The sequence below is a fragment of the Bacillus sp. JJ1122 genome, assembly GCF_036964885.1.
GTDB lineage: Bacteria > Bacillota > Bacilli > Bacillales > Cytobacillaceae > Mesobacillus.
Genome location: NZ_JBALQL010000037.1, coordinates 51,054 through 72,784, shown reverse-complemented (window position 1 = coordinate 72,784; position 21,731 = coordinate 51,054). Strand labels below are relative to the sequence as shown.

The window sequence follows — 21,731 nt, the reverse complement described above, 5'->3', positions numbered from 1 at the left end:
GGATTGGGACGAGCTGGTGCTGGACGGCGTGAATGATGACTTGGGACCGGCTTTTGACGTTTAGTTTTTTGAAGATTTTGCTGACGTGTATTTTGACGGTTTTGTCGCTGATGAACAGGCGGTCGGCGATTTCTTTGTTGCTGAGACCTTCTACCAGGCAGAGAAGGACTTCCTTTTCGCGCTCGGTCAGGGTGGTGTCCTCTTGCTCGGTTTGTTTTTGCTGGTGGAAGGCGAGGAGTTTCTTTGTCATCGATGGATGGATGACGGATTCACCGCCGGCTACTGTCCGGATGGCCTCGATGACCTGGTCAGAGGGGGCATCCTTCAATAAATAGCCATCTGCTCCCTCCCGGATGGCAGACATGAAATATTCCTCGTGGCTATGCATAGTTAGGATCAGAATCTTGATATGCGGGTACTTCCTTTTCAATATCCCCGTTACTTCTACACCGTTTTTCACAGGCATGTTGATATCCATTAAAATCATATCAGGCTGGCACTTTTCCACCTGGTCTAGGGCATCATCACCGGAAACTGCCTCTCCGACAACCTCAATATCTTCCACGACTGATATTATATTGCGCAAGCCGTCGCGAAGGACGGCATGGTCATCCACTAGCATGAGCCTGATCATTGATGCTTCCTCCCTCAATTCCCATTCTTGGGACCGTAATCGATACTTCCGTTCCTGTGCCTTCCTTGCTGTCGATCTGCAAGGTAGCGTTGATTTTCTCAGCAGCGTCATTCATTTGCAGAATCCCAAAATGCGGCTCATTCCTGGCTTTAATCATTGCATGGAACAGCGAAAACCCACGGCCGTCATCCTTGATCTTCAATAGTATATGTTCAGATTGGTAGCTTAGGAGAAGTTCAATTTTGGATGCCTGTGAGTGTTTGATCGCATTTTGCATGCTTTCCTGGAAGGTATCAAACAGGACTTTTTCCACCATTGGACTGAGTTCATGCTCCTGGCCTCTAATCTCAAATTCGATTACTTGCTGATACTCCTTTTGGACTGCTTCTATTTTTCTTAATATCGCTTCTGTCAGGCTGGCTCTCTCGGTTGGATAAGGTCTGAGGGCATAAATCGATTCGCGGACTTCCCTCAAGCTGTCCCTGAGACCAAGGACACTTTCGTCGACTAACTTCCTCGTCTCTTCTGGATTCCTATTGAATTTCTTGCCAGCCGTCTCCAGCTTCATTACCGCTCCAGCGAGTGTCTGGGCTACCCCATCATGGATGTCCCGGGCAATTCGATTCCGTTCCTCAAGCACAATTCGCTTTTCTTTTTCTGTAAAAAGCATACGCGTCTTGATAATGACCGCAAGCTGGTTCGCCAATGTCGCAATGGATTGGACATCGTCACCCTCAAAGCTCTTCGTCCTGCTTCTGGCAATAATGAACATCCCGATCGTTTCATTCTCGATGACAAGCGGTGTATAAACGAAGGCTTTTACATCCTCTTCAAAACAATCAGCCGCCGCCCCTCCATTTGTTTTTCGGTCATTATAAATGATCGGGTGTTTCATATGTTCAAATTCCTCCAAAGCACCACGCTGCATAACACAGCCAGGAACAACCCTTCCATCTGTAAAACAAAGCTCCCACTCGCCTTCTTTTTTAATCCACAAAAGACTGGCCTCTGCCCCGATGAGTTCATTGAAGCTTCCACTCAAAGCGGAAAGCCAGTCCTGGGCCGGCAGCATTTGGTTCAATTCTGTCGTGATGGAAAAAAGCATTTTGAGGCGATTCTTTTCTTTTTTCAGCCTGGCGATCGTTGCACTTAAAAGGGAAATTCCCACAAGTGGTGAAAAGAAGAAAAAGTAGGCAAAGACATCGATTTCGCCGCGGTTTTGGCTGCCTACCACATAAAGTGTGATACCGTATACCAAAGAAATAGCGGCGCTGTTCAACTCAGTCAGGGTTTTATGCTTCCACAATTTAAATGAATAGCGCTGTGGCCGGATTACGAGAACAAGGTCAACAATCACGTTATTGATCACTAGATAGACTGCTAACAGAATGGAGTATTCGAAGATTCCTTCCATGATGGGTGGAAGAGGCATCTTTTCAAGGAATGGCTCAATAAGCGGAAGCAGCAAAACTGCTCCGTAAAAACTAAGCGCAAGCTGGGCTGGATTAAAGAATACGGTTCTGAGCGGCCTGCGATGGACGATGTTTACTGCCAGCACCGCACATGCGTAAATTAAAGCGGTATAAGAAAAGCCATAAAGTAAAAAGAGTACATAGATGATTGGAAAGGTTATGGCTGTATGCCCCCTCCATACTGGCATCGGATAGTACTCGCTAATCAGCAGAAAAATAAATAAAAGTGCTAACACAATCGGGTCGCTCACTGAATCCAATTTTACAAAGGAATAAAGAATCAGAGTCCAGCCAATCAGGGAAATCGTTGTCATAAAAAGCTTGGAGTAATTTTCCCTTTGTTGCGGTAGTACCTGCTTCAAACTTTGACCCTCCTAAAGTTTAGAATTTTCAATTAATTAATTTTAGCGTGGGATTTCCTAAAACACAAATAAAACCCACTCACTGGCCGAATGGGGGTGCCACTAGCCAATGGTGGGCCAAACTCTATAAGAGAGTTTTGTTAAAGCTTATTATGCCAGTTGCCTACCCACAATACTATTCAACAAACGGGTTATTTTAGTAGTACGAAAGTGTTATATAAACTTTATATCCCTCTGTTCTTCCTCACCATTTCCTTCTGGCTGAACCAATCACTCAAGGCTTTATTGATCATCGCCACGCTAAGCGCAGTGAGTGTAAAAAACAGGATTGGGACGTAGATGATCCATTCGTTGGTCATCAGGAATCGAGTGTTTAACCCGATCAGGCCGGACCATTCATGTGTGACGGATGATGGGGGATCGCCTCCGCCAAAACCGAATCCGAGAACGGTCCCGCCAAACAATACCTTCAGAACACCAAGATGGACGAGCAGGGTCAGCACCTGCAGGAACTGCTGTCCGAAAATCAAAATCCACTCCTCATAGAGATGTGGCAGGATATGCTTAAAATAGATATGCCGCTTGCTGCCACCAAGAGTGACGGCCGCTTCGACGAACTCTTCGTTCCATACTCTGCGCTTTTGATCGGCCAGCTGGACCGTCAGCGCTGGCAAGGCGACCATGATTAAAATAAGAAATTCATACACTGCCCTTACCCAAAACGGATGATGGAATCCTTCCGCCGTATAAAGGACAACCGTCCTCAGCAAAAAATAAGCAATCAGCGTCTGCGGAAAAAACGATAACGGCTCTGACAGGCTTTTTAACCATTTGAAACCTCGGGCAGGTATCCGAAACAGTATATAACTGAAGAAAACTGAAAACAGCAGCCGGAAAAGCGCGACGATCAAGGTAATGCCAATCGAAAACTTCGCTCCTTCAATAACTGTATGGAGGATATCATACCCATACATATCCGAGCCAAGCGGAAAGACATCGAACGGCTCAAAGGGAGGAGCTTTTTCCAGATTGCCGTTTTCATCATAAAAAAATTGCTTTTGCCTGATTTTCCCGTCATTTAAAACGGTATTCAAAATACTTAGCGTCATCAAGATCACCAGGAATGACGCCCCAAAAATAAACTTCTTTGTTTTTAATAATGTGGCCATCGTATGTACCTTCCCGATCTACCGGCGTAAATCTATGAATCTATAAAGGATGAAAAACGGTGTAAAAAATAAGATACAAGTGAACACAAATAACTCAATCGAAACGTGTTTGATATTGAACATCATCAAGCCGTCTATATTGTAAATATACTCCACAATGACAAGCGTGGAGAGCATCATCCAGATAATGGTCTTAAGGTGGCCGAGCAAATCATGCTGAATGTTCCGGATGACATGAATGTTGAGCAAGTAAAGAAACGATAGTCCCTTTGCTTTTGCAAAGGCGATATACTGCTTGTCCAATTCCTCAAAAATCTTCAGCACAATGACCTGTGTGAGGAACAAGAAAATCGGCATACTCAAGGACAAGAGCGGCAGCAGGAATGCCTGGTTTTCGGACCCGAGCGAAACGGTTTGCACGAATTTCACTCCATAGGCCTTATTCATCCAGATGAATACCGACTGCAGCAGGAAAATTCCTACGATATCCGGTACTGTCCGGACAATTTCTATAAAACTTAAAACATAGTCTTTTTTATTTTTCAGGAAGAGAACGATGATGTAGGAAAGGATGAATGCAAGGATTACAGCAAAAATGAAGGATAGACTTAATGTTTTTAAAGAGTAGAAATATCGGTCTATAATCGCCGGCAGCATCTCATGCTCTCCATCATAAGTCAGGCTGCTTAATGTGAAGATTTTAACCACGAGCTCCTTGATGCTAGTGATATAACCATTCATATCAAATTCCAGGTCTCTTAATAGAACGGGCAAACTGCCAATGAGTATAAAAATAAAAACCCCAATTATGTATTGTCCAACCACCTGCGCTAAGCGCAACGTACCCTGTTTAACCATATTCCGAACCTCTCAGCATGTACTTAGTCATTAAATTATATTTGAACTTTCATATATTTTCCATAATTTTAAGCCTCAGTGTTTTTATTTCTGACAACGAGATGATAAAAAATAACCATCAAGGTCTGGGAGAACAGATAAATCGGAAATGACCAGTACATTCTGTAACCCTTATCATAGTGGAAAAGGCCAACTTTGACTCCAATCCACTCCATAAGTACGGAAAATGAAGACCAAACGAGAATATAAGGAATCGTTCGGAGGGCCCTAACATTCCATTTTTTATAAAAATAAAGAAAGAAATAGCCATAAGGACCGTACATAATATAGCTCAGGAAATCGATGAACTGATAGGAAGAAGAATCATTTACATCGTAAAAGTCCCATGGCTTAATACTGATTGTATGGTCGTAAAACAAGCCGATGTATATGCCAAAGATATAATAACCAAGTGCTTCTAATTTTGAAAAGATCCTGGGAGCAAGCCAAATTGCCAGATTCATCACAAGAATGCTGGCAATCACAAACCATTCGTTTTCATTAAATCCATGGTCATAAACTTTCATTTTGGCGTTTCTCCCATATTTGAATGAATGAAATCAATTTCACGAGACCAAGAGCCACCAGCAAAAAAAGAGTGTTCAGCAATGCCGTAAATTCAAAGTTCCAGCGTATGTAAGTGATGATCCCAAAACGGACTGCCATATAGTTCAATCCCAGCAAGGCGGCCAGACATATAACAAATGCAGCCAATTTAGAGAACCAGAAATCACGGCGCAAATAATAATTGCAAAATATCACGGTAACCATCGGCGTCAAAATATCGCGGCACAATACCAGACAAACAAACAGCCAGTCATCTTCCGTCAGTTTATATAACTTCCATTCAAACCCCATCACCGTCAGACATTGGCGCGTGATAATCGCAATCACCATGAAGATAAGGGAGTTCTGCAGAAAGTTCAGCGGTTTCCTGATGTAATAGGCGAAATGCAACAGCAGGATTGTTAATGATATATAAATCGCAAGAGCCATAATGACATCCTTTTAAGTTGGATTTAATGCCTTACCACTTATAAGTGTCCAACTTGGCGGCAAACTATGCTTTGTCAGGAATAGAAAAAAGCATACAGATTTTTACTGTATGCTCTACATAACCTTTACTTATCCGAACAGCAAATGAATTCCGAGGGCAATGCCGAAGACAATGGCAAAAGCCTGGTGGATTTTTTTAAAGCGTAAATACTCTTTCCCCTTGCCCCATTTATTTAAAACAAAGCCAAAAGAAACAAGAATGGCAAATCCAATTAGTGTGGCAAGTCCGCTGTAAATGCTCTCCGCTTCTTCTGATGTCTGCAGGAAAAAGTAGGAACCGTGAGCAAGTGCGGCGGAAAAGGCAACCCAGCCGATGATGATGTGATGCTCTCTCAACATTTTGAATCCAAGCTGAACCCATTTTATATACGTGAATTTTCGTTTCTTGAGCTCGATAAATGCTAGCCTGATCACCCATAAAGCAATAGCTGCAATCGCGGCGATTTCTGCCATTGTGCCCATTTTCTTATAAAGTTCACTCATCAAGTCCGTTTCTCCAATTATGAACCCGAGAACAAACATGATGGCAAAGATCGAAATCAAGGCTGTTCCGCCGATTTTTATCATTTTTGAAAAAAATTTCTGAGTCATCGTTACACCATCCTGATTAAATGTATGCACTTATAATTCCCTACTTAACAAAAAAGCATAAGATTAAACCTTGAAAGGTTGTCCTACGCTCATTATACTCCCTTGTGTATTTAACATCTAATTTGAACGGATGATCATAAACTAAAATTCTCTGTTAGCAGTAATAATCCTCATTACGCTGAAAAATCTTCCCTTATAAATCCAACTATGTTTTAACTTCGATTTTTTAATAAGTTAGGTTAAAATGATATCGAATTCGTTATTGATTTTTGAATATAAACAAAGAAGAAATTCCATAGAGGATGTTAGATAAACCGGCTTTGACCAAAAATACTTTTCCAAGAGGAGATTAATAGTGAAACTTGCTCAAACGTCAGAAAAAAGGAGTAAATCATCACTCCTGGAAATCCTGCTCGTCTCAACAAGATTAGGACTCACCTCATTTGGCGGTCCAGTTGCCCATTTAGGATATTTTCATGAAGAATATGTTCGCCGCAGGAAATGGATGGACGAAAAAAGCTATGCGGATTTAGTTGCATTATGCCAGTTCCTCCCCGGTCCAGCGAGCAGCCAGGTAGGCATCGGTGTGGGGTTAATGCGGGGCGGACTTTTAGGCGGATTGCTATCGTTCACCGGCTTTACCCTCCCTTCCGTATTGGCTCTCATTGTATTTGCGCTGATCCTCCAGGGGTTTGATATTGCTGATGCGGGCTGGATTCATGGCCTGAAAATCGTTGCAGTCGCTGTTGTCGCGCATGCCGTATTAGGGATGGCACAAAAACTGACCCCCGATTTGCCGAGAAAAACCATTGCATTATTTGCATTAGCAGCTACTTTATTATGGCAAACAGCTTTTACCCAAGTTATCGTGATTATCATTTCTGGTATTCTAGGATTTTTTATTTTGAAATCCCCCACTGCCAAGGATGATTCAAGGATGAATTTCCCGATTTCCAAAGGTGTTGGCTTTGTATCACTAGGACTGTTTTTCGCATTGCTCATCCTCCTCCCTGTTCTTAGGGAATCTACTTCACTGAACTGGATTGCGATGTTCGATAGCTTTTACCGATCTGGTTCGCTTGTTTTTGGCGGAGGGCATGTCGTTCTTCCACTGCTTGAACGTGAATTCGTTCCAACAGGCTGGCTAAGTGAGGAAGCGTTTTTAGCCGGATACGGAGCTGCACAGGCTGTTCCGGGACCATTGTTCACATTTGCCGCATATATCGGGGCTGTGATCAACGGCTGGAAAGGCGGGCTGCTGGCGACAGCTGCTATCTTCCTTCCTGCTTTCTTATTGATCCTTGGTACATTGCCATTCTGGGATACGTTACGCCGCAACAGCAAAATCAGCACAGCACTGATGGGTGTGAACGCAGCTGTGGTTGGCATTTTGATCGCTGCGTTTTATCAGCCAATCTGGACGAGCTCCATTCTCGCACCGATTGACTTTGTATTCGCAGCCATCCTCTTCAGCATGCTGGTTTATTGGAAATTGCCGCCGTGGGTCATTGTCGTGACCGGGGCTGTTGGCGGACTGTTGTTGTCGCTTATATTTTAGGGTGGGGAAATGTCTAGTAAATTTGTGAAGAAACGTGAGCTCCGAAGGTCTCCTTGCTACAGACATAATGTTAAGCACAGCCATAAGGCAGCAGGAGTGGGTACTTTCTTTATTTCTCTATAAAATATAAAAACCTCGGCATCATTTCTATAACAAACATATTTTTTTATCTCTCTCAAAGCAACTTGACACAAACTCATTATCATACTATAATTTCGAGAAATATATTTTAATAAGTTGAAGCGTTGAAGAGAGTATAGTAAACCGGTCTCCCTGTTATTAAGAGAATCAGTGGTTGGTGGAAACTGATACAAAGGCCAGGTGAATTTCGTTCTTGGAGCTTTTCCTTTTGATGAAGCTGATCTCGGAATGCATTTTCCTGAGACATAGACTCTGAATTAAAAGGACGGTTCAGGCCGTTATCTTAAACTTGAGCGGGAAGCAGGATTGCTTCCAAATAGGGTGGTACCGCGTGTTCAGCCACGTCCCTATCCAGATTGATGGATAGGGATGTGGCTTTTTATTTTGCCCTCTTCCATTCCAATCATTCCGGCTGAAAATACAGAGAGAAAAGGGAGATTCAAATGGAGAAGGATCAATGGTCATCGAAGATTGGTTTCATTTTGGCAGCGGCCGGTTCAGCAATCGGAATCGGGGCAATCTGGAAGCTGCCGTACGTAACAGGCGTGAGTGGCGGCGGAGCTTTTTTCCTGATGTTTATTTTATTTTCACTTTTCATCGGTCTGCCCCTGCTGCTTGCTGAGTTCGTCATCGGGCGCAGCACGGGCAAGGAAGCCATCCGCGCTTATTTAGCCATTGCTCCTAAAGGCAAATGGCACTGGATTGGGATACTCGGTGTTGTTACCTGCTTTGTTTTACTCAGTTTTTACAGTGTTGTCGGCGGGTGGATCACCCTTTACTTCGTTAAGGGTCTAGCGGGCGGAGTTGTCCAGCAGGGTGCTGACTATGGTGAACTTTTCGGCAAGACGATCAGCAGTTCATGGACTGTGCTTGCGGCCCAGGCTGCGTTTTTACTCATCACGATTGTTGTCGTTGCCAAGGGTGTACAATCAGGAATTGAAAAAGCAAGCAAAGTCCTGATGCCCGCATTGTTTGTCTTGTTTTTAATCTTAATTGTCCGTGCATTGACTCTGGAGAATGCGATGGATGGCGTTAAATTTTTCCTGGCACCTGATTTTTCGAACATCACTTCAGAAAGTGTCCTGTTTGCGATGGGCCAGGCGTTCTTCTCGTTAAGCGTCGGTGTTTCGGTCATGGTCACATATAGTTCTTATCTGCCAAAAAATGAAGGCATCGTCCAGCCAGCCCTTTCCGTTGTAGGGATGAATTTGTTCATCGCACTTCTTGCAGGTCTTGCGATCTTCCCTGCCGTGTTCTCGTTAGGATTTGAACCGGCTGAGGGTCCAGGTTTATTGTTCATCGTCCTGCCAGCTGTTTTTGAAAAACTGGTTTTCGGCGAGCTATTCCTGCTGCTCTTCCTGGCCCTGTTTTTATTCGCGACATTGACTTCGGCATTTTCAATGCTCGAAATCGTTGTTGCGACCCTTGCAAAGGGAAATCCGGAGAAACGGACTGCTTTTTCATGGATCGCAGGAGGATTGATCTTCCTATTGGGCATTCCCTCTGCTCTATCATTCGGGACATTGGCAGAAATGACGATTTTCGGAAAAAATATTTTCGATGCCGCGGACTTCCTTGTCAGCAATATTCTCATGCCGCTCGGAGTTCTGTTGATTTCAATCTTCGTGCCTCTGAAAATCAAGAAAGAAGTTTTGCGCCAGGAGCTGTTGCACAATTCCAGGACTGGAAGCTGGCTATTCACCCTCTGGTACAATGTCATGAGATTTGTCGTGCCAGTCGTGATTGTGATTGTTTTTCTGGATTCATTAGGGATTATATAAAGGCGGAGCACAGGGACGTACCCTGTGCTCCTTTTTTTGCTTCCACGCTAACTCCAGCCATTCTCCTCCTGGACCTTTATTCCATTAATATTTGCATAATTCCGCTGGAAAAAGCTAACGCTTATATCAGAAAGAATGCGAGGGGATATTATGTTTTTCAAGAAAAAACATGCAGAAAAATCTTCTTCTATTAAGTCAAAGGGAGCAAAAAAAGAAGCAGAACTAGTTCCTTCATCGAAAGAACTGTTTGCAGATGAATTTAAAAGAAGGTTTCACTATAGTGCGGATTTTAAGCTGATTGAAATTTCTCCATCAGTCACAATCGTTTATTTTGATACCATGATCGACGCTTCTATTCTTAATGAGGAAATTGTACCTTTGCTCAAGCAAGAAACTGCAGCTACGCCAGCTGAAATCTTTAAAAAAATCAATATAGCCAACAAACAAACAACCGATTTCCTTTATGAGGCAATTGATAACTTGTTGAAGGGCTCCATTCTCATGCATGTGCATGGTCATCCGTGTACCATTTCAGCGAACATCAAATCAGATGTCAGCCGGTCTTTGGCAAAGCCTGAGAATGAATCACAGGTTTTGGGTGCACAGCTCGGGTTCAATGAAAACCTTGATACCAATATTTCACTTGTGAGAAGGTACTTGACCAATCCGAACTTGTGCAATGAATCATTTGATGTCGGACTGCAAACAAAAACAAGCATATCCCTGCTCTATATCAAGAGTATTGCTGACGATGATATGGTAGAAACAATGCGGCAGCGGATTATCGACCTTAAAATCGACAGTCTCCTTGACAGCTCGGTATTAACTCAGCTGCTGGATGACAATTCTCTTTCCATCTTTCCGCAGATGATCCTGACCGAACGGCCCGACAGATCCTGCTCATGGCTTCTTGATGGCAAGCTCGTAGTCATGGTTGATGGAAGTACTCAGGCAATTGGCTGCCCTCTAAGTTTTATTGAGTTCTTCCAGAGTATGGAGGACCAGAATGTCCGCTGGCATATTTCAACCTTTTTAAGGATATTGAGGATCATCGCCATGTTTCTGTCCATTTTTTTTACAGCTATATATGTGGCTGCCCTTACGTTTCACTACGAAATCATCCCTCAGACACTTCTTATACCGCTGAGTGAATCAAGGTCAAGGGTCCCGTTCCCGCCAATCATCGAGGCCCTGGTTTTGGAATTCACGATTGAACTGTTAAGAGAAGCTGGCGCACGGCTGCCAACCAAGGTAGGCCAAACGATGGGTATCGTAGGAGGTATCGTTGTCGGGACTGCCGCAGTTGATGCAGGGTTTACAAGCAATATCCTTATTATCATCATTGCCCTTAGCGCTCTTGCTTCATTTACGACACCAAGCTATATGATGGGGAATGTCATCAGGGTGCTGAGATTCCCATTGATCCTCCTCGCTGGATTTTGGGGATTCTATGGTCTCTCGCTGGGAATGGCTTTCTTGCTCATCCATCTTTTAAAACAATCGAGCCTTGGAACCCCGTTCCTGTCGCCATTCTATCCTCCCCGGTTTGGAGACTGGTGGGATAGCATATTTCGCTTTCCGTTTCCTTTTACCTTCAGAAGGCCGACCCAAGCCCGGCCTAAAGACAGGATAAAATACAATCCACAAAACAATGGAGGAAATGACTAATGGTGGTGTGTTGATATGAAAGTGTCGTTCCAGCCGAAACCCCAGTCCCTTGTAAATGCATTCCTGATTTTTTTCATCGTTCATTCCATGCAGGTCGGCGTAGGGGTCCAAGGGTTCCAAAGAATTATCTACATGGAAGCAAAACACGATGCCTGGATATCCGTCATCATCGGAGGAATCGCCACCCAGATTGTCGCCTGGGTGATGGTGAAAACTCTGAGGATTTACGATTCTTCTGATTTATACGGCATACAGTACGATATTTTTGGCAAATGGCTTGGTAATTTGCTGAACTTATTTTTTGTCCTTTACTGCCTGAGCGCCTTTTATGTGATCATCCGCAATTATATTGAAGTCATCCAGGCCTGGGTGTTTCCCGATCTCCCCACCTGGTTTCTCTCCCTTACCTTGATTCTGCTCGTGGGCTATGGATTATCAGGAGGATTCCGGACTATCGTAGGGGTCAGCTTTTTTAGTGTGGTTGGCTCCCTTTGGGTGATCCTATTGCTTGGCTTTCCGATTCAATTTTCTCATGTGGAATACTTATTTCCACTATTCGAGGCAAGCATCCCAGACTTGCTTCGAGGAGCAAAGCAAATGACTTTTACTGTACTTGGATTTGAGATCATCTACTTTGCCTATCCCTTTTTAAAAGAAAAGGACAAAGTCAATAAATATATGCAGCTTGGCATGCTTTTTACAAACATCCTGTTCCTTGTCCTGATGGTCGTTTCCCTTACATTCTTTAGCGGCGGCCAGCTGGAAAGGACCGTATGGGGGACCTTGTCGATGTTTAAAATCGTTCGCCTTCCTTTCATCGAACGCTTTGAATATGTAGCAATCACCTATTGGATCATCCTGATTATCCCGAATCTGCTGCTGTATATGTGGGCAGCCTGCAGGGGGTTCAAGAGGATGTTTAATTTGAATGAGAGGAAAGTGGCCCGTTATTTCCTTGTTTTGCTCTTTGCCACTATTCAATTTCCTTTAACGAGAATCGGAATCAATATGGCAAATGATTATTTTGCCAAAGCAGCCTTTTATCTCATTCTATGCTATCCGCCGCTCTTGTTTTTTATTGCGTGGATTAAAATGAAACTTTCTAAAAGCAAGGAGGAGTCGGTTAATGAGAAAAGCTAGGATCATCACTAGTTTTCTTATCATACTGCTGTTGACTGCTTGCACAGAAATGAAAACACTGGAAAAAATGGGAATGATTACGACACTGGGCTATGATTTGACAGAGGATAAAAAAATTCTTACCACGATGGTATTGCTGCAGATCGATCCCGAAGCTCCAAGAAACACCGGTGTCCTATCAGCAAGAGCGGTAACCAGCAAAGGCGCCAGAATCGCAGCGGACCTAAAAAGCCCCAAAAAAATGCAATCTGGTCAGCTGCGGGTCGCACTCTATAGTGAGGATATCGCCAAACAAGGAATCATCAATCTCGCGGACACACTGGCCCGGGATCCCTCAATCAGTGATTTAACGTATCTCGCCATTGTGGAAGGAAATGTCGAGAATTTTTTAAAGCGTCAAAATGACCAATTCACCGATATCGGCCAATATGTATACAAAGAGCTCGATCAAAATATCAAGGGTGAGCTGATTCCTTCGTCCACCCTTCAGGAAGTCATGCATGATTATTATGCAGTGGGTGTGGACCCTCTGCTCCCAACCATGAAAGCGGAAGACGGACAGGTGAAAATTACCGGAATGGCCCTGATGGAAATGGATAAGATGGTGGGGAAAATCTCGGCTACCCAGGCTTTTTATATCAAACTGATCAATGACCGTTTCGAAGCCGGCTCAGTCGAACTGACATTGAACAAGGATGATATAAAGTTCACCGAGCAAGATGGACAGACCTCTGAGCTGGCCGTTGTGCTGGATACGATCACAAGCCGGAGTGACATCAAGCTCATCAATAAGGATATACCTGAATTCAACATGACGATCAAACTTGATTCAAGGCTATTAGAAGTCAACCAGTCCTTGGATCTTAAGAACCCTGCTAACGTCAAAAAACTAGAAAAAATCATTTCTAAAAAAATGAAATCCGAAGTAGAAAATCTGCTGGAGTACACGAAATCAAAAAAATCCGATCCATTCGGCTTTGGAGAGGTTTACCGAGGCTCGGTAAAACACACAAATCTTACCCATTCCAAATGGCATGATTTATATGATAAAAGCAAAATAAACGTCATCATTGACTTTACAATCATTCGGACAGGTGTCGTTGAATAAATCCAAGCCATGTTGCGGTAATGCGGTGAAGCGCCGGGGGTCAGACCCCCAGCGCTTTAACGTGTGAATGCGAAAAACAGCGGGTGGCCCTTAGGGTCACCCGCTGTGCTTGTTATTAAACTATTTTAGTATGGTGCTGATTTGATCTACACCACCGCGCTGTCCCACTTCTTCTCATCCTGTACGAAAAGGATTCCAAGCTCGTGGTGATCGCCTTCGTACAATGCCCTCTGGACGAAACGGATCTGCCCGTTTGTGTCTAATACTTCTAATTTACAATGTGCCCTATTCCGCGAAAGTGCTTCATAAAAGGTCTTTTCATCATGGACTGTACTGCCATTGACCTTTGTGACTAATTCACCTACTCCTAGGGCCATTTTATCTGCAGGGGATTGTGGAATGATGCCGAGGATCATGACACCGTGATTCTTTTTTGAAAAATAGGACGGCCTGTTGTCTTCTTGTATCCTCTGGCTTAACGTTAAGGTTTCGCGTCCAATGATCGCAAGCGCGGCAGCAGCGATTGACGCGATCGGGTACCAGTAGCCTGCTGCAGCAACGAGAGCAATTAAGATTCCAAGGCCCATCACACGGCTGCCCAATTGATGAACGGCCTCTGTCGGCAGCATTCCCTGGATTTGCTGTTGCATCCCGATTGCAAATGGCACAAGCAGCAATGAATATGTATGATCACCTATCGTAAACACCGGCCACCATTCGAACGGCATGGATAGAACATTGCCCGGAAATAAGAGAAATACCGGAACCATCCAGAGACGTTTTACTTCATGGACACCAACTGTTTGACCTCGTTTACTCTTTACTAATTTAGGTGACGTTCCCATTTTGCCGTTTCGTAAAATCAGCACACCTTCACCGATGGTCAATAACGCTAAAACAATCGCGATGGATGGATAGATTTTCTCATCAAGACTCGCAAATGATTCGCCTATAAATGGAATGTTAATCTTTTTACCTGATAAAAAGATCAGGGTAAAAAAAGCTGCGCCAATCGTATAAGCAGGCGCCAGCAGCCTGATTTGCGTTGTCAGGCTAAACAGCAGCGTGAAAGCAGCTACTAAAAGAATGGCGGCAAACGGAATCGGTATGCCAGCCGCTATAGTAAGGACAGAAATGATCAGTCCAATCAGCAGTCCTAACGGAATCAGCTGCCTAAGTTCAAAATAAGCATCCATCGCCCTTACAGTGAAATTTTTCCGCTCCCGCTTCACTCTTGATATTCCAAGGTACAAAGCTAAAAATATGGATAAATAAAACACAGGGTGAAGCAGAAGCTTACCCGTCCCTTTTAGAAGTTCAATGAACCAATCTTGTGCCACCCCTATGTCACCAGCCTTTAATTTTAGTATGATATTAAGCTAATTCTATCAAATCTGGAACCTAAAACCTATTAATAGTTTTGAATTCTTGATGGGATTTTTTTCTTTTCTTTTCTTTTACGATCAGCGGCAAAAAAATTCTCTACCAATAACAAAAAGCGCTGCCCCCGGCCCGGAATAATCCGTGGGACAACGCTTTTATCCTATCTCGCCAACAACCGCAAAGCGGTCTGCAGCTGGACGTCATTTTCTTCCTTCTTCATCTCTTCTCTTGCTGCATCTTCAAGTGCTTTTGCCGTCTTAGCATCAATCACACCGGTTACCTTCATGCCGCTTTTTCGCTGGAAGGCCTTAACCGCAGTTTCAGTTTCCTCACTGAAATATCCATCTTGGCGGCCAGGCGCAAAGCCTATGCCAGAGAGAATTTCCTGGGCATTTTTTACCTGTTCATTGTTCGTATCGAGCTTCAGTGGCTTTTCGACCTGGATAGGGTGAGTGTCAAAAATAGCTGGCTGGCTGACTTCCACCGTTGGCTCTACCCCTTTTTTATGAATCCAGTTCCCGTCCGGTGTCAGCCATTTAAACAGCGTCAGCTTGATGTTGCTGCCATCGCCCATTGGTACAGCCTGCTGGACCGTCCCCTTGCCAAATGTTTTCTCGCCAATAGTTGGATAGCCTCCTGCTTCCTTAAGCGCCCCTGCTAAAATTTCAGATGCTGAAGCACTGCCTTTATTCGTGAGCACACCTATAGGGTAATCCTTCTCTTTTTCCAAAGTAGAGAAATAGCGCGTCTTTTCCCCGCTTCGCTCCTCGATTTGATAGAGTGGTTTATCCTTTGGAATCAATTCTCTTAATATCTCTTCCACACTCGATAACAGACCTCCTGGATTTCCGCGAACGTCAATCAACAAGGAATCCATTCCTTCTTTTTCAAGCGCTTTTAACTCCTTCGAAAATTCTTTAGATGTATCCTCGGAAAAAGAGGTGATCTCCAGATAACCTACCTTTTCACCGTTTACCTTTTTCAAATCTGAATGGACAGTGATTTGCGGAATTTCATCTCGAACTACTTTCACCTTTAAAGGTTCCCTCAAGCCCTTGCGCTCGATTTCCAGCTCTACTGCTGTTCCCTTCTTGCCGCGGATTTTCAAAGTTGCTTCGTAAAGATCCAAACCTTTAATGCTTTGCCCATCTACCTTTAGAATTTGGTCATTCGGTTTTAGGCCCGCTTTTTCCGCTGGAGAATTCTTGAATGGAGAGACAATCATGATCTTACCGTCCACCGTACTGACCTCAGCTCCAATGCCTTCAAATGAGGACTGCAGGGTGTCATTGAATTGCTTGGCGGTTTCCTTGTCCATATAGACAGAATAAGGGTCCTCCAATGTAGACAGCATCCCTTTAATCGCACCTTCAACCAGCTTCTTTTCCTCGACCTTTTCTACATAGCTGTTAAAAATCAAGCTGTATGCCTGTTCGACTTTTTCAAGACTTTCCGGACTGTTGGACTGAATATCAGCATTTGGCGGCGGTACAATTTGACGTTCTAAGATACCCGTATTGCTTTCATACCATTGCATTCCGGCATATGTACCACCTGCTCCGGTGAGCAGTGAACCCGCCATTAAAAAGGCAATCCACTTTCGTTCCATTGCCATGCTCCTCCCTGTTTACCGCAAAACATTCTACTCTGCCGTAAAATTTTCTATTAATCTGATTTCCATTATATGACGAAGATGGACAGGGTATGAAGGATTAATTTTTGAGTACAAGTGTGGAATGGGATTAATTTACAAGTTTTCAGAGCTATAATCCGGGAAAATAAAAAAGGAAGAGACAAAGTCTCTTCCTAAGTTTTAATTTAAGTATGGGATAGGGTCAATCGCATTCGATTTTGCTGCGTTCCATTCGCCCTTGTGTAATTCGAAGTGCAAGTGCTGTCCAAATGATTGTCCAGTATTGCCCATTACACCAATTTGCTGGCCTTTATTTACTACTTGACCGCTGCTGGCAATACGGCTGCTCATATGTGCGTAAACAGTCGTATAAACTTGTCCGTTGATTGAGTGAGCTACAAAGATACAGTTACCATAGCTCGAAGAATAATAAGAACGGATTACTACGCCATCCGCAGCAGCTACAACTGGTACGCCGCTTGCTTTATTGGCAATATCAATACCCGCATGGAATTCTCCCCAACGGGTACCCAATCCGGAAGAAAGTCTTCCATTTGCAGGCCACATGAACATTCCATTTGATACAGGTGGAGCCGACTGTTGTACTGCAGGTGTGGAGCTTCCGCCACCGCCGCTGTTTTTGCTTTTGCTTTGCTGTGCAGCCCTTTGACGTGCAAGTTCAGCTTGTCTCGCGCGTTCAGCCGCTGCTGCAGCCTGGCGCTCTTGTTCCAGCTGAATCGCTTTCTGAATTGCTGATGATTGCGCAGCTAAAATTTCATTTTGTTCTTGTAAATTAAGGTTTTCTGTGTGCAATTGTTTTTCTTCACGCTTAAGCTTTGCCATTAATTTATTCTTTTCGCGGATTTTAGCATTAAGGCCATCTTTTAGACCGACTAGATCCTGCTTCATTCGCTGAAGCAATGCAAGCTTTGATTCCACTTGCTGCTGCTTCGTTTCAAGCTCTTTCTTGTCTTTTTCATGCTGTTCAAGGATATCCTTGTCAGCTTGGACAATTGTTGTCACCGCGCTGACACGGTCAATGAAATCGCTGAAGCTTTGAGCTCCCAGCAGGACGTCCATATAGCTTACAGTTCCCCCGCTAAGCTGCAGAGAACGAGCACGGTCCTTAAGCAGTTCATTCCGCTTTGCGATTCGCTCCTCTAAAACAACGATCTCGCCTTTTAAAACTTCGATTTCTTTATTTGTTGCCTCAATTTCAGCATTCTTGGCTGTGATTTTGTTGGTAGCATCTTCAACAGCTAAATCTAATCTTTCTACTTGTGCTTCAATAGAGTTTTGCTCAGTTTGAAGCTCACCAATCTTATTTGTCTTTTGCTTGATTTGTTGGTTCACACCAGAGCGCTGGTTTTCAAGCTTATCTTTTTGTGCTTTTAAATCTGAAATATTAGCAGCCGATACATGATCGAATGTTATTGGGCTTACTAGGGAACCCAGGCTTAAAGTACTGACTACTGCTAGTGAGAGTATCTGTTTTTTCACTAGAACTATACCCCTCTCATACTTTTGATAGTTTCGTAACTTTGTCTTTCTATCTATCGTCTATTGGTTATTAAGTGTTTACTAGTTATCTAATTACACTTTCAAAAACTTGCGGACGGACATGAGACTTCCCCAGATTCCAATCGCTGCGCCCATGATGATCAGGATCGCTGATAATTGGTAAACAAACGGGTTGAATTCAAGCAATTTAATGAAATGATCTTTCAGTTTTTCATTGAGGAAATCGTATGCATAATAGTACGCACTTGAAACGACTCCAATCGGGATGATTGCCCCGAGTATCCCCAGCCACAATCCCTCAAGAAAGAATGGCCATCTGATAAAGTTGTTCGTTGCCCCTACAAGCCTCATGATTTCAATTTCACGCCTGCGGGCCATAATCGTGATTTTAATCGTATTCGAAATCAGGAACATCGCTGTAAAAAGAAGTCCTACGATCAGTACAAGGCCGACATTCCGGCTTATTTTTATAAAACTGAAAAGCTGCTCTACCTTGCCCTGCCCATATTTGACAGAGGCGACGTATTCAAATTTTTCAATCTGCTTGGCAACTTTCATTGTATCGGTTGGATTTTTCGTCTTTATGACGAACACATCATTTAAAGGGTTATCTTGTTCAAAAAGTTTATAAGCTTCTCCTTCGTCACCCATGCTCTCAATTAAATTTTCAAGCTCTTTTTCCTTAGGAGAAAACTTAATATCTTTGATCCCTGGTACTTGTTTGATTCTCTGTTCCAGCACCGCTTTATCTTTGTCGTTCGCTGCCACATCCAAATGGACGCGTATTTCTACATCCTCTTCTATGGTGGATGCTACTTTATTGAGATTCATCATAATGACGAAAAAGACACCGACCAAAAGCAAGGTAACCGTTACGGCACTGACCGACGCAAACGTCATCCAGCCATTTCTGCCGAGGCTCTTAAAGCTCTCACGGACATGGCGGCGGAAGGTTCTAGCTTTCATATCCGTATTCACCTTTCATTTCGTCACGGGCAATCCTGCCATTTTCAATCGCAATGACGCGATGCTTGATTGTGTTGACGATTTCTTTGTTGTGGGTAGCCATGACTATGGTGGTTCCCCTTAAATTAATTTCTTCAAAAATGTTCATAATTTCCCATGAAGTTTCCGGATCAAGGTTTCCTGTCGGCTCATCGGCAATCACTACTTTCGGTGCGTTCACTATTGAACGTGCGATGGCAACACGCTGCTGCTCCCCGCCCGATAGTTCCGTAGGAAGCGCTCTCGCTTTATGTTTCAGCCCAACAAGCTCCAATGTCTCCATGACACGCTTCTTGATATATTGAGGCTGCTCTTCTATTACTTCCATTGCAAATGCGACATTTTCATAGACTGAAAGAGTCTGCAGCAATTTAAAGTCCTGGAAGACAACACCGATATTGCGCCGGAGCAAAGGAACCTTGCTTGCCTTAAGCTTTGAAAGATTCACACCATTGATTGTGATTGTGCCCTGGGTTGGCTTAATTTCTCGGTACATCATCTTTATAAAGGTAGATTTTCCAGCTCCACTCGGCCCTACTACGTATAAAAATTCACCTGGATCTATATGAACATTTATCCCATTAGCGGCAGTTACGCCGTTTGAGTATGTTTTGTATACATCTTGCATATCAATCATTTCTGTATCACCTTAGATAGTTAGTCTTATCAATCGGCTAATCTCGACAATTTGTAACAAACCTATTATAGCATCTATTTATAGCAAAAAAACCCTTTTATTTATTACAGTTTCTTTTCAAAACAGGATTTTATAACCATTTACTTCCTTAAATGCTAGATTAATCTAACATTTTTACAACCATTTCATAGAGCAATATAGCTAGTTAGCGATGTTCTTAGCGACTTAAGGGGAATTTCTAAAAAGTTAAATCTTCAGTTTTATTACAATCCCGTGACCACAGTTTGACAAATTATGTATAGACAAAAAAAGTGGAATTTAAGAAAAACAGACTTCAACACATTAACGCATTGGGGGTCTGACCCCCAGGACTTTAAAGTATTAACGCGCCGGGGGTCTGACCCCCGGCGCGTTAATGTGATAAAGCAGGGATGCAAAATAAAAACGTCCTGGCACCCAGGACGTTTTCGTCTTTTGCGGTTATTACTTTTTGCTTGCTAGCCATTCTGCTACTGCTTTGGCGTCGTCGCCTTCTAATAGCTTCGGAGGCATTGCGCCTTTTCCGTTTGCAATCGTGCTTTCAATTTCATCTTGAGATAAGCGTGATCCAACGTCGCTAAGCTTTGGTCCTACTCCGCCTTCAAGATTACCGCCATGGCAGCTGGAGCATTTCTGGTTAAACAGCTTTTCTGGATCGGCACCTGCTTTATCTCCGCCAGCTTCGTCGTTACCGCCGCCACCGCAGGCTGCAAGTGCTAAGGAGGTTCCCATTAATAGAGCTAATAATTTCTTCTTCACCATAACTCCCCCTAAGAAAATTTTACATACACAGCTATTTTATACCAATACTAAGCTCTTTTAAAACCCTCACCCAATACCTCAGAAGCATCCATAACGATGACAAATGCAGCAGGGTCAATGGATTGGACCAATTGTTTCAATTTCGTGAACTCTGTTTGGTCAACGACACACATGATAATTGGCCGTTCCTGATCGGTATAGCCGCCGTATGCTGATAGTTTTGTCACACCACGGTCAATTTTATGCAAGATGGCTTCACGAACTTCTTCCTGACGGTTTGTAATGACCATCGCCATCTTGGATCGCCCGATTCCAACCTGTACAAGGTCGATCGTTTTACTCGTCACATACAGCCCTATTAGCGCATAAAGCCCTCGTTCAATATCAAATACGATCGCTGCTGATATGACAATCAAACCATCAATCAGCGCCACGCAGGTCCCAAGTGAAAAACCCGTGAATTTGTGAATAATCTGTGCTGCTAAGTCTGTACCGCCCGTTGACGCGTTGCCGCGAAAGACAATACCAAGTCCTAAGCCAACACCAATTCCTCCGAACAACGCACCAAGCAAGGGATCCAATGTCCACGGGTCCCACTCTTTCGTTAAAAATACAACGAATGGAAGGAAAATGGTCCCTGCAAGAGTTTTATACCCATATTGACGCCCTAGTAAAACAACCCCTGCGATAAACAAAGGGATATTAAAAGCCCACTGCACATAAGCAGGCTCCCAGCCAATGGTTGCATCCAAAATGGTACTGATCCCGCTCACCCCTCCGGAAGCTACCCGGTTTGGAAGCAGGAAAACATTGAAGGCAATTGCGACAATTCCTGAACCAATTAACACATATACATACTCGATCAGCTTTTCTAAAGTTGGATTTGATGTATGATTCCGCCTCTTTTTCAACTTACTATCCCCTTTTTTTATTAATCGCCGCTTTACTACAGTTAAATCTACCAAGTATTTTGAATGAACTCCAGTAAAGCTCCGATTCCTTCATCAGTAAGAGTGAAAATAATTACTCCTGATGGAAAATTCACCTTTTGCCGTGAGTGAGTATAGCATGTGCCGGATATGCTGTAAACGCTAGTAGTGCACCGTGTTAAAGGAGTAAAAGAAGTTCTTGCTATTAGTGAGACACCTTGTTGCGGAGGCCAAACCATTTATAT

At 43.5% G+C, this 21,731-nt stretch carries 19 protein-coding genes and 1 other annotated feature; of the genes, 5 read left to right on the top strand and 14 right to left on the bottom strand.

Annotated features, from left to right (window positions below):
* The 7 genes from V7201_RS19970 to V7201_RS19940 form a co-directional block, all read right to left on the bottom strand.
* The coding region (locus tag V7201_RS19970; protein WP_335378523.1) for a response regulator transcription factor at window positions 1–634 on the bottom strand (634 nt) is incomplete at its 3' end.
* Window positions 609–2,468, bottom strand: a complete 1,860-nt coding sequence (locus V7201_RS19965; protein ID WP_335378522.1) for a sensor histidine kinase — start codon at window positions 2,466–2,468, stop codon at window positions 609–611. The genes V7201_RS19965 and V7201_RS19970, both read right to left, overlap by 26 nt.
* 224 nt (window positions 2,469–2,692) lie before the next feature.
* Window positions 2,693–3,637 (bottom strand): peptide ABC transporter permease, encoded by a 945-nt coding sequence (locus tag V7201_RS19960; RefSeq protein WP_335378521.1) that lies wholly within the window; start codon window positions 3,635–3,637, stop codon window positions 2,693–2,695.
* Window positions 3,638–3,655: 18 nt separating this feature from the next.
* Entirely contained in the window at window positions 3,656–4,495 is an 840-nt protein-coding gene (locus V7201_RS19955) for an ABC transporter permease subunit (RefSeq protein ID WP_335378520.1), read from the bottom strand.
* 68 nt (window positions 4,496–4,563) lie between these two features.
* Complete coding sequence (locus V7201_RS19950) at window positions 4,564–5,061, bottom strand: hypothetical protein (protein ID WP_335378519.1); 498 nt, start codon at window positions 5,059–5,061, stop codon at window positions 4,564–4,566.
* A complete protein-coding gene (locus V7201_RS19945) occupies window positions 5,048–5,530 on the bottom strand; it encodes a hypothetical protein (RefSeq protein ID WP_335378518.1) in 483 nt (160 codons plus the stop codon). The genes V7201_RS19950 and V7201_RS19945 overlap by 14 nt, the downstream gene beginning before the upstream one ends.
* Before the next feature lie 129 nt (window positions 5,531–5,659).
* Window positions 5,660–6,181: a hypothetical protein gene (locus V7201_RS19940; RefSeq protein ID WP_335378517.1), complete on the bottom strand. Its 522-nt coding sequence runs from the start codon at window positions 6,179–6,181 to the stop codon at window positions 5,660–5,662.
* 355 nt (window positions 6,182–6,536) lie between these two features.
* Between V7201_RS19940 and chrA the strand changes: the two genes are divergently transcribed.
* The 5 genes from chrA to V7201_RS19915 all read left to right on the top strand — a co-directional run bounded on the left by chrA (window position 6,537) and on the right by V7201_RS19915 (window position 13,577).
* Window positions 6,537–7,739: a chromate efflux transporter gene (chrA, locus tag V7201_RS19935; RefSeq protein WP_335378516.1), complete on the top strand. Its 1,203-nt coding sequence runs from the start codon at window positions 6,537–6,539 to the stop codon at window positions 7,737–7,739.
* Window positions 7,740–7,975: 236 nt separating this feature from the next.
* Window positions 7,976–8,232, top strand: a binding site (T-box leader).
* 91 nt (window positions 8,233–8,323) lie between these two features.
* Window positions 8,324–9,661 (top strand): sodium-dependent transporter, encoded by a 1,338-nt coding sequence (locus V7201_RS19930; protein WP_335378515.1) that lies wholly within the window; start codon window positions 8,324–8,326, stop codon window positions 9,659–9,661.
* 150 nt (window positions 9,662–9,811) lie between these two features.
* Complete coding sequence (locus V7201_RS19925) at window positions 9,812–11,329, top strand: spore germination protein (RefSeq protein WP_335378514.1); 1,518 nt, start codon at window positions 9,812–9,814, stop codon at window positions 11,327–11,329.
* Between the two features lie 15 nt (window positions 11,330–11,344).
* Entirely contained in the window at window positions 11,345–12,469 is a 1,125-nt protein-coding gene (locus V7201_RS19920) for a GerAB/ArcD/ProY family transporter (RefSeq protein WP_335378513.1), read from the top strand.
* Window positions 12,456–13,577, top strand: coding sequence for a Ger(x)C family spore germination protein (locus tag V7201_RS19915; protein ID WP_335378512.1), 1,122 nt, complete (start codon window positions 12,456–12,458; stop codon window positions 13,575–13,577). The genes V7201_RS19920 and V7201_RS19915 overlap by 14 nt, the downstream gene beginning before the upstream one ends.
* Window positions 13,578–13,723: 146 nt before the next feature.
* On the opposite strand, the gene V7201_RS19910 is transcribed toward V7201_RS19915, so the two are convergent.
* The 7 genes from V7201_RS19910 to V7201_RS19880 all read right to left on the bottom strand — a co-directional run bounded on the left by V7201_RS19910 (window position 13,724) and on the right by V7201_RS19880 (window position 21,468).
* On the bottom strand, window positions 13,724–14,917 hold the full coding sequence (locus tag V7201_RS19910; RefSeq protein ID WP_335378511.1) for a PDZ domain-containing protein: 1,194 nt from the start codon (window positions 14,915–14,917) through the stop codon (window positions 13,724–13,726).
* 203 nt (window positions 14,918–15,120) lie between these two features.
* Window positions 15,121–16,569, bottom strand: coding sequence for a S41 family peptidase (locus V7201_RS19905; RefSeq protein WP_335378510.1), 1,449 nt, complete (start codon window positions 16,567–16,569; stop codon window positions 15,121–15,123).
* Between the two features lie 204 nt (window positions 16,570–16,773).
* Window positions 16,774–18,093, bottom strand: coding sequence for a murein hydrolase activator EnvC family protein (locus tag V7201_RS19900; protein WP_335378509.1), 1,320 nt, complete (start codon window positions 18,091–18,093; stop codon window positions 16,774–16,776).
* 93 nt (window positions 18,094–18,186) lie between these two features.
* Entirely contained in the window at window positions 18,187–19,080 is an 894-nt protein-coding gene (gene ftsX / locus V7201_RS19895; RefSeq protein WP_335378508.1) for a permease-like cell division protein FtsX, read from the bottom strand.
* A complete protein-coding gene (gene ftsE / locus V7201_RS19890) occupies window positions 19,070–19,756 on the bottom strand; it encodes a cell division ATP-binding protein FtsE (protein WP_335378507.1) in 687 nt (228 codons plus the stop codon). The genes ftsX and ftsE overlap by 11 nt, the downstream gene beginning before the upstream one ends.
* Before the next feature lie 483 nt (window positions 19,757–20,239).
* Window positions 20,240–20,554 carry a cytochrome c551 gene (gene cccB / locus V7201_RS19885; RefSeq protein ID WP_335378526.1) on the bottom strand — a complete coding sequence of 105 codons (315 nt, stop codon included), beginning with the start codon at window positions 20,552–20,554 and terminating at the stop codon, window positions 20,240–20,242.
* Window positions 20,555–20,604: 50 nt separating this feature from the next.
* Window positions 20,605–21,468, bottom strand: coding sequence for a YitT family protein (locus tag V7201_RS19880; protein WP_335378506.1), 864 nt, complete (start codon window positions 21,466–21,468; stop codon window positions 20,605–20,607).
* Between the last annotated feature and the right edge of the window lie 263 nt (window positions 21,469–21,731).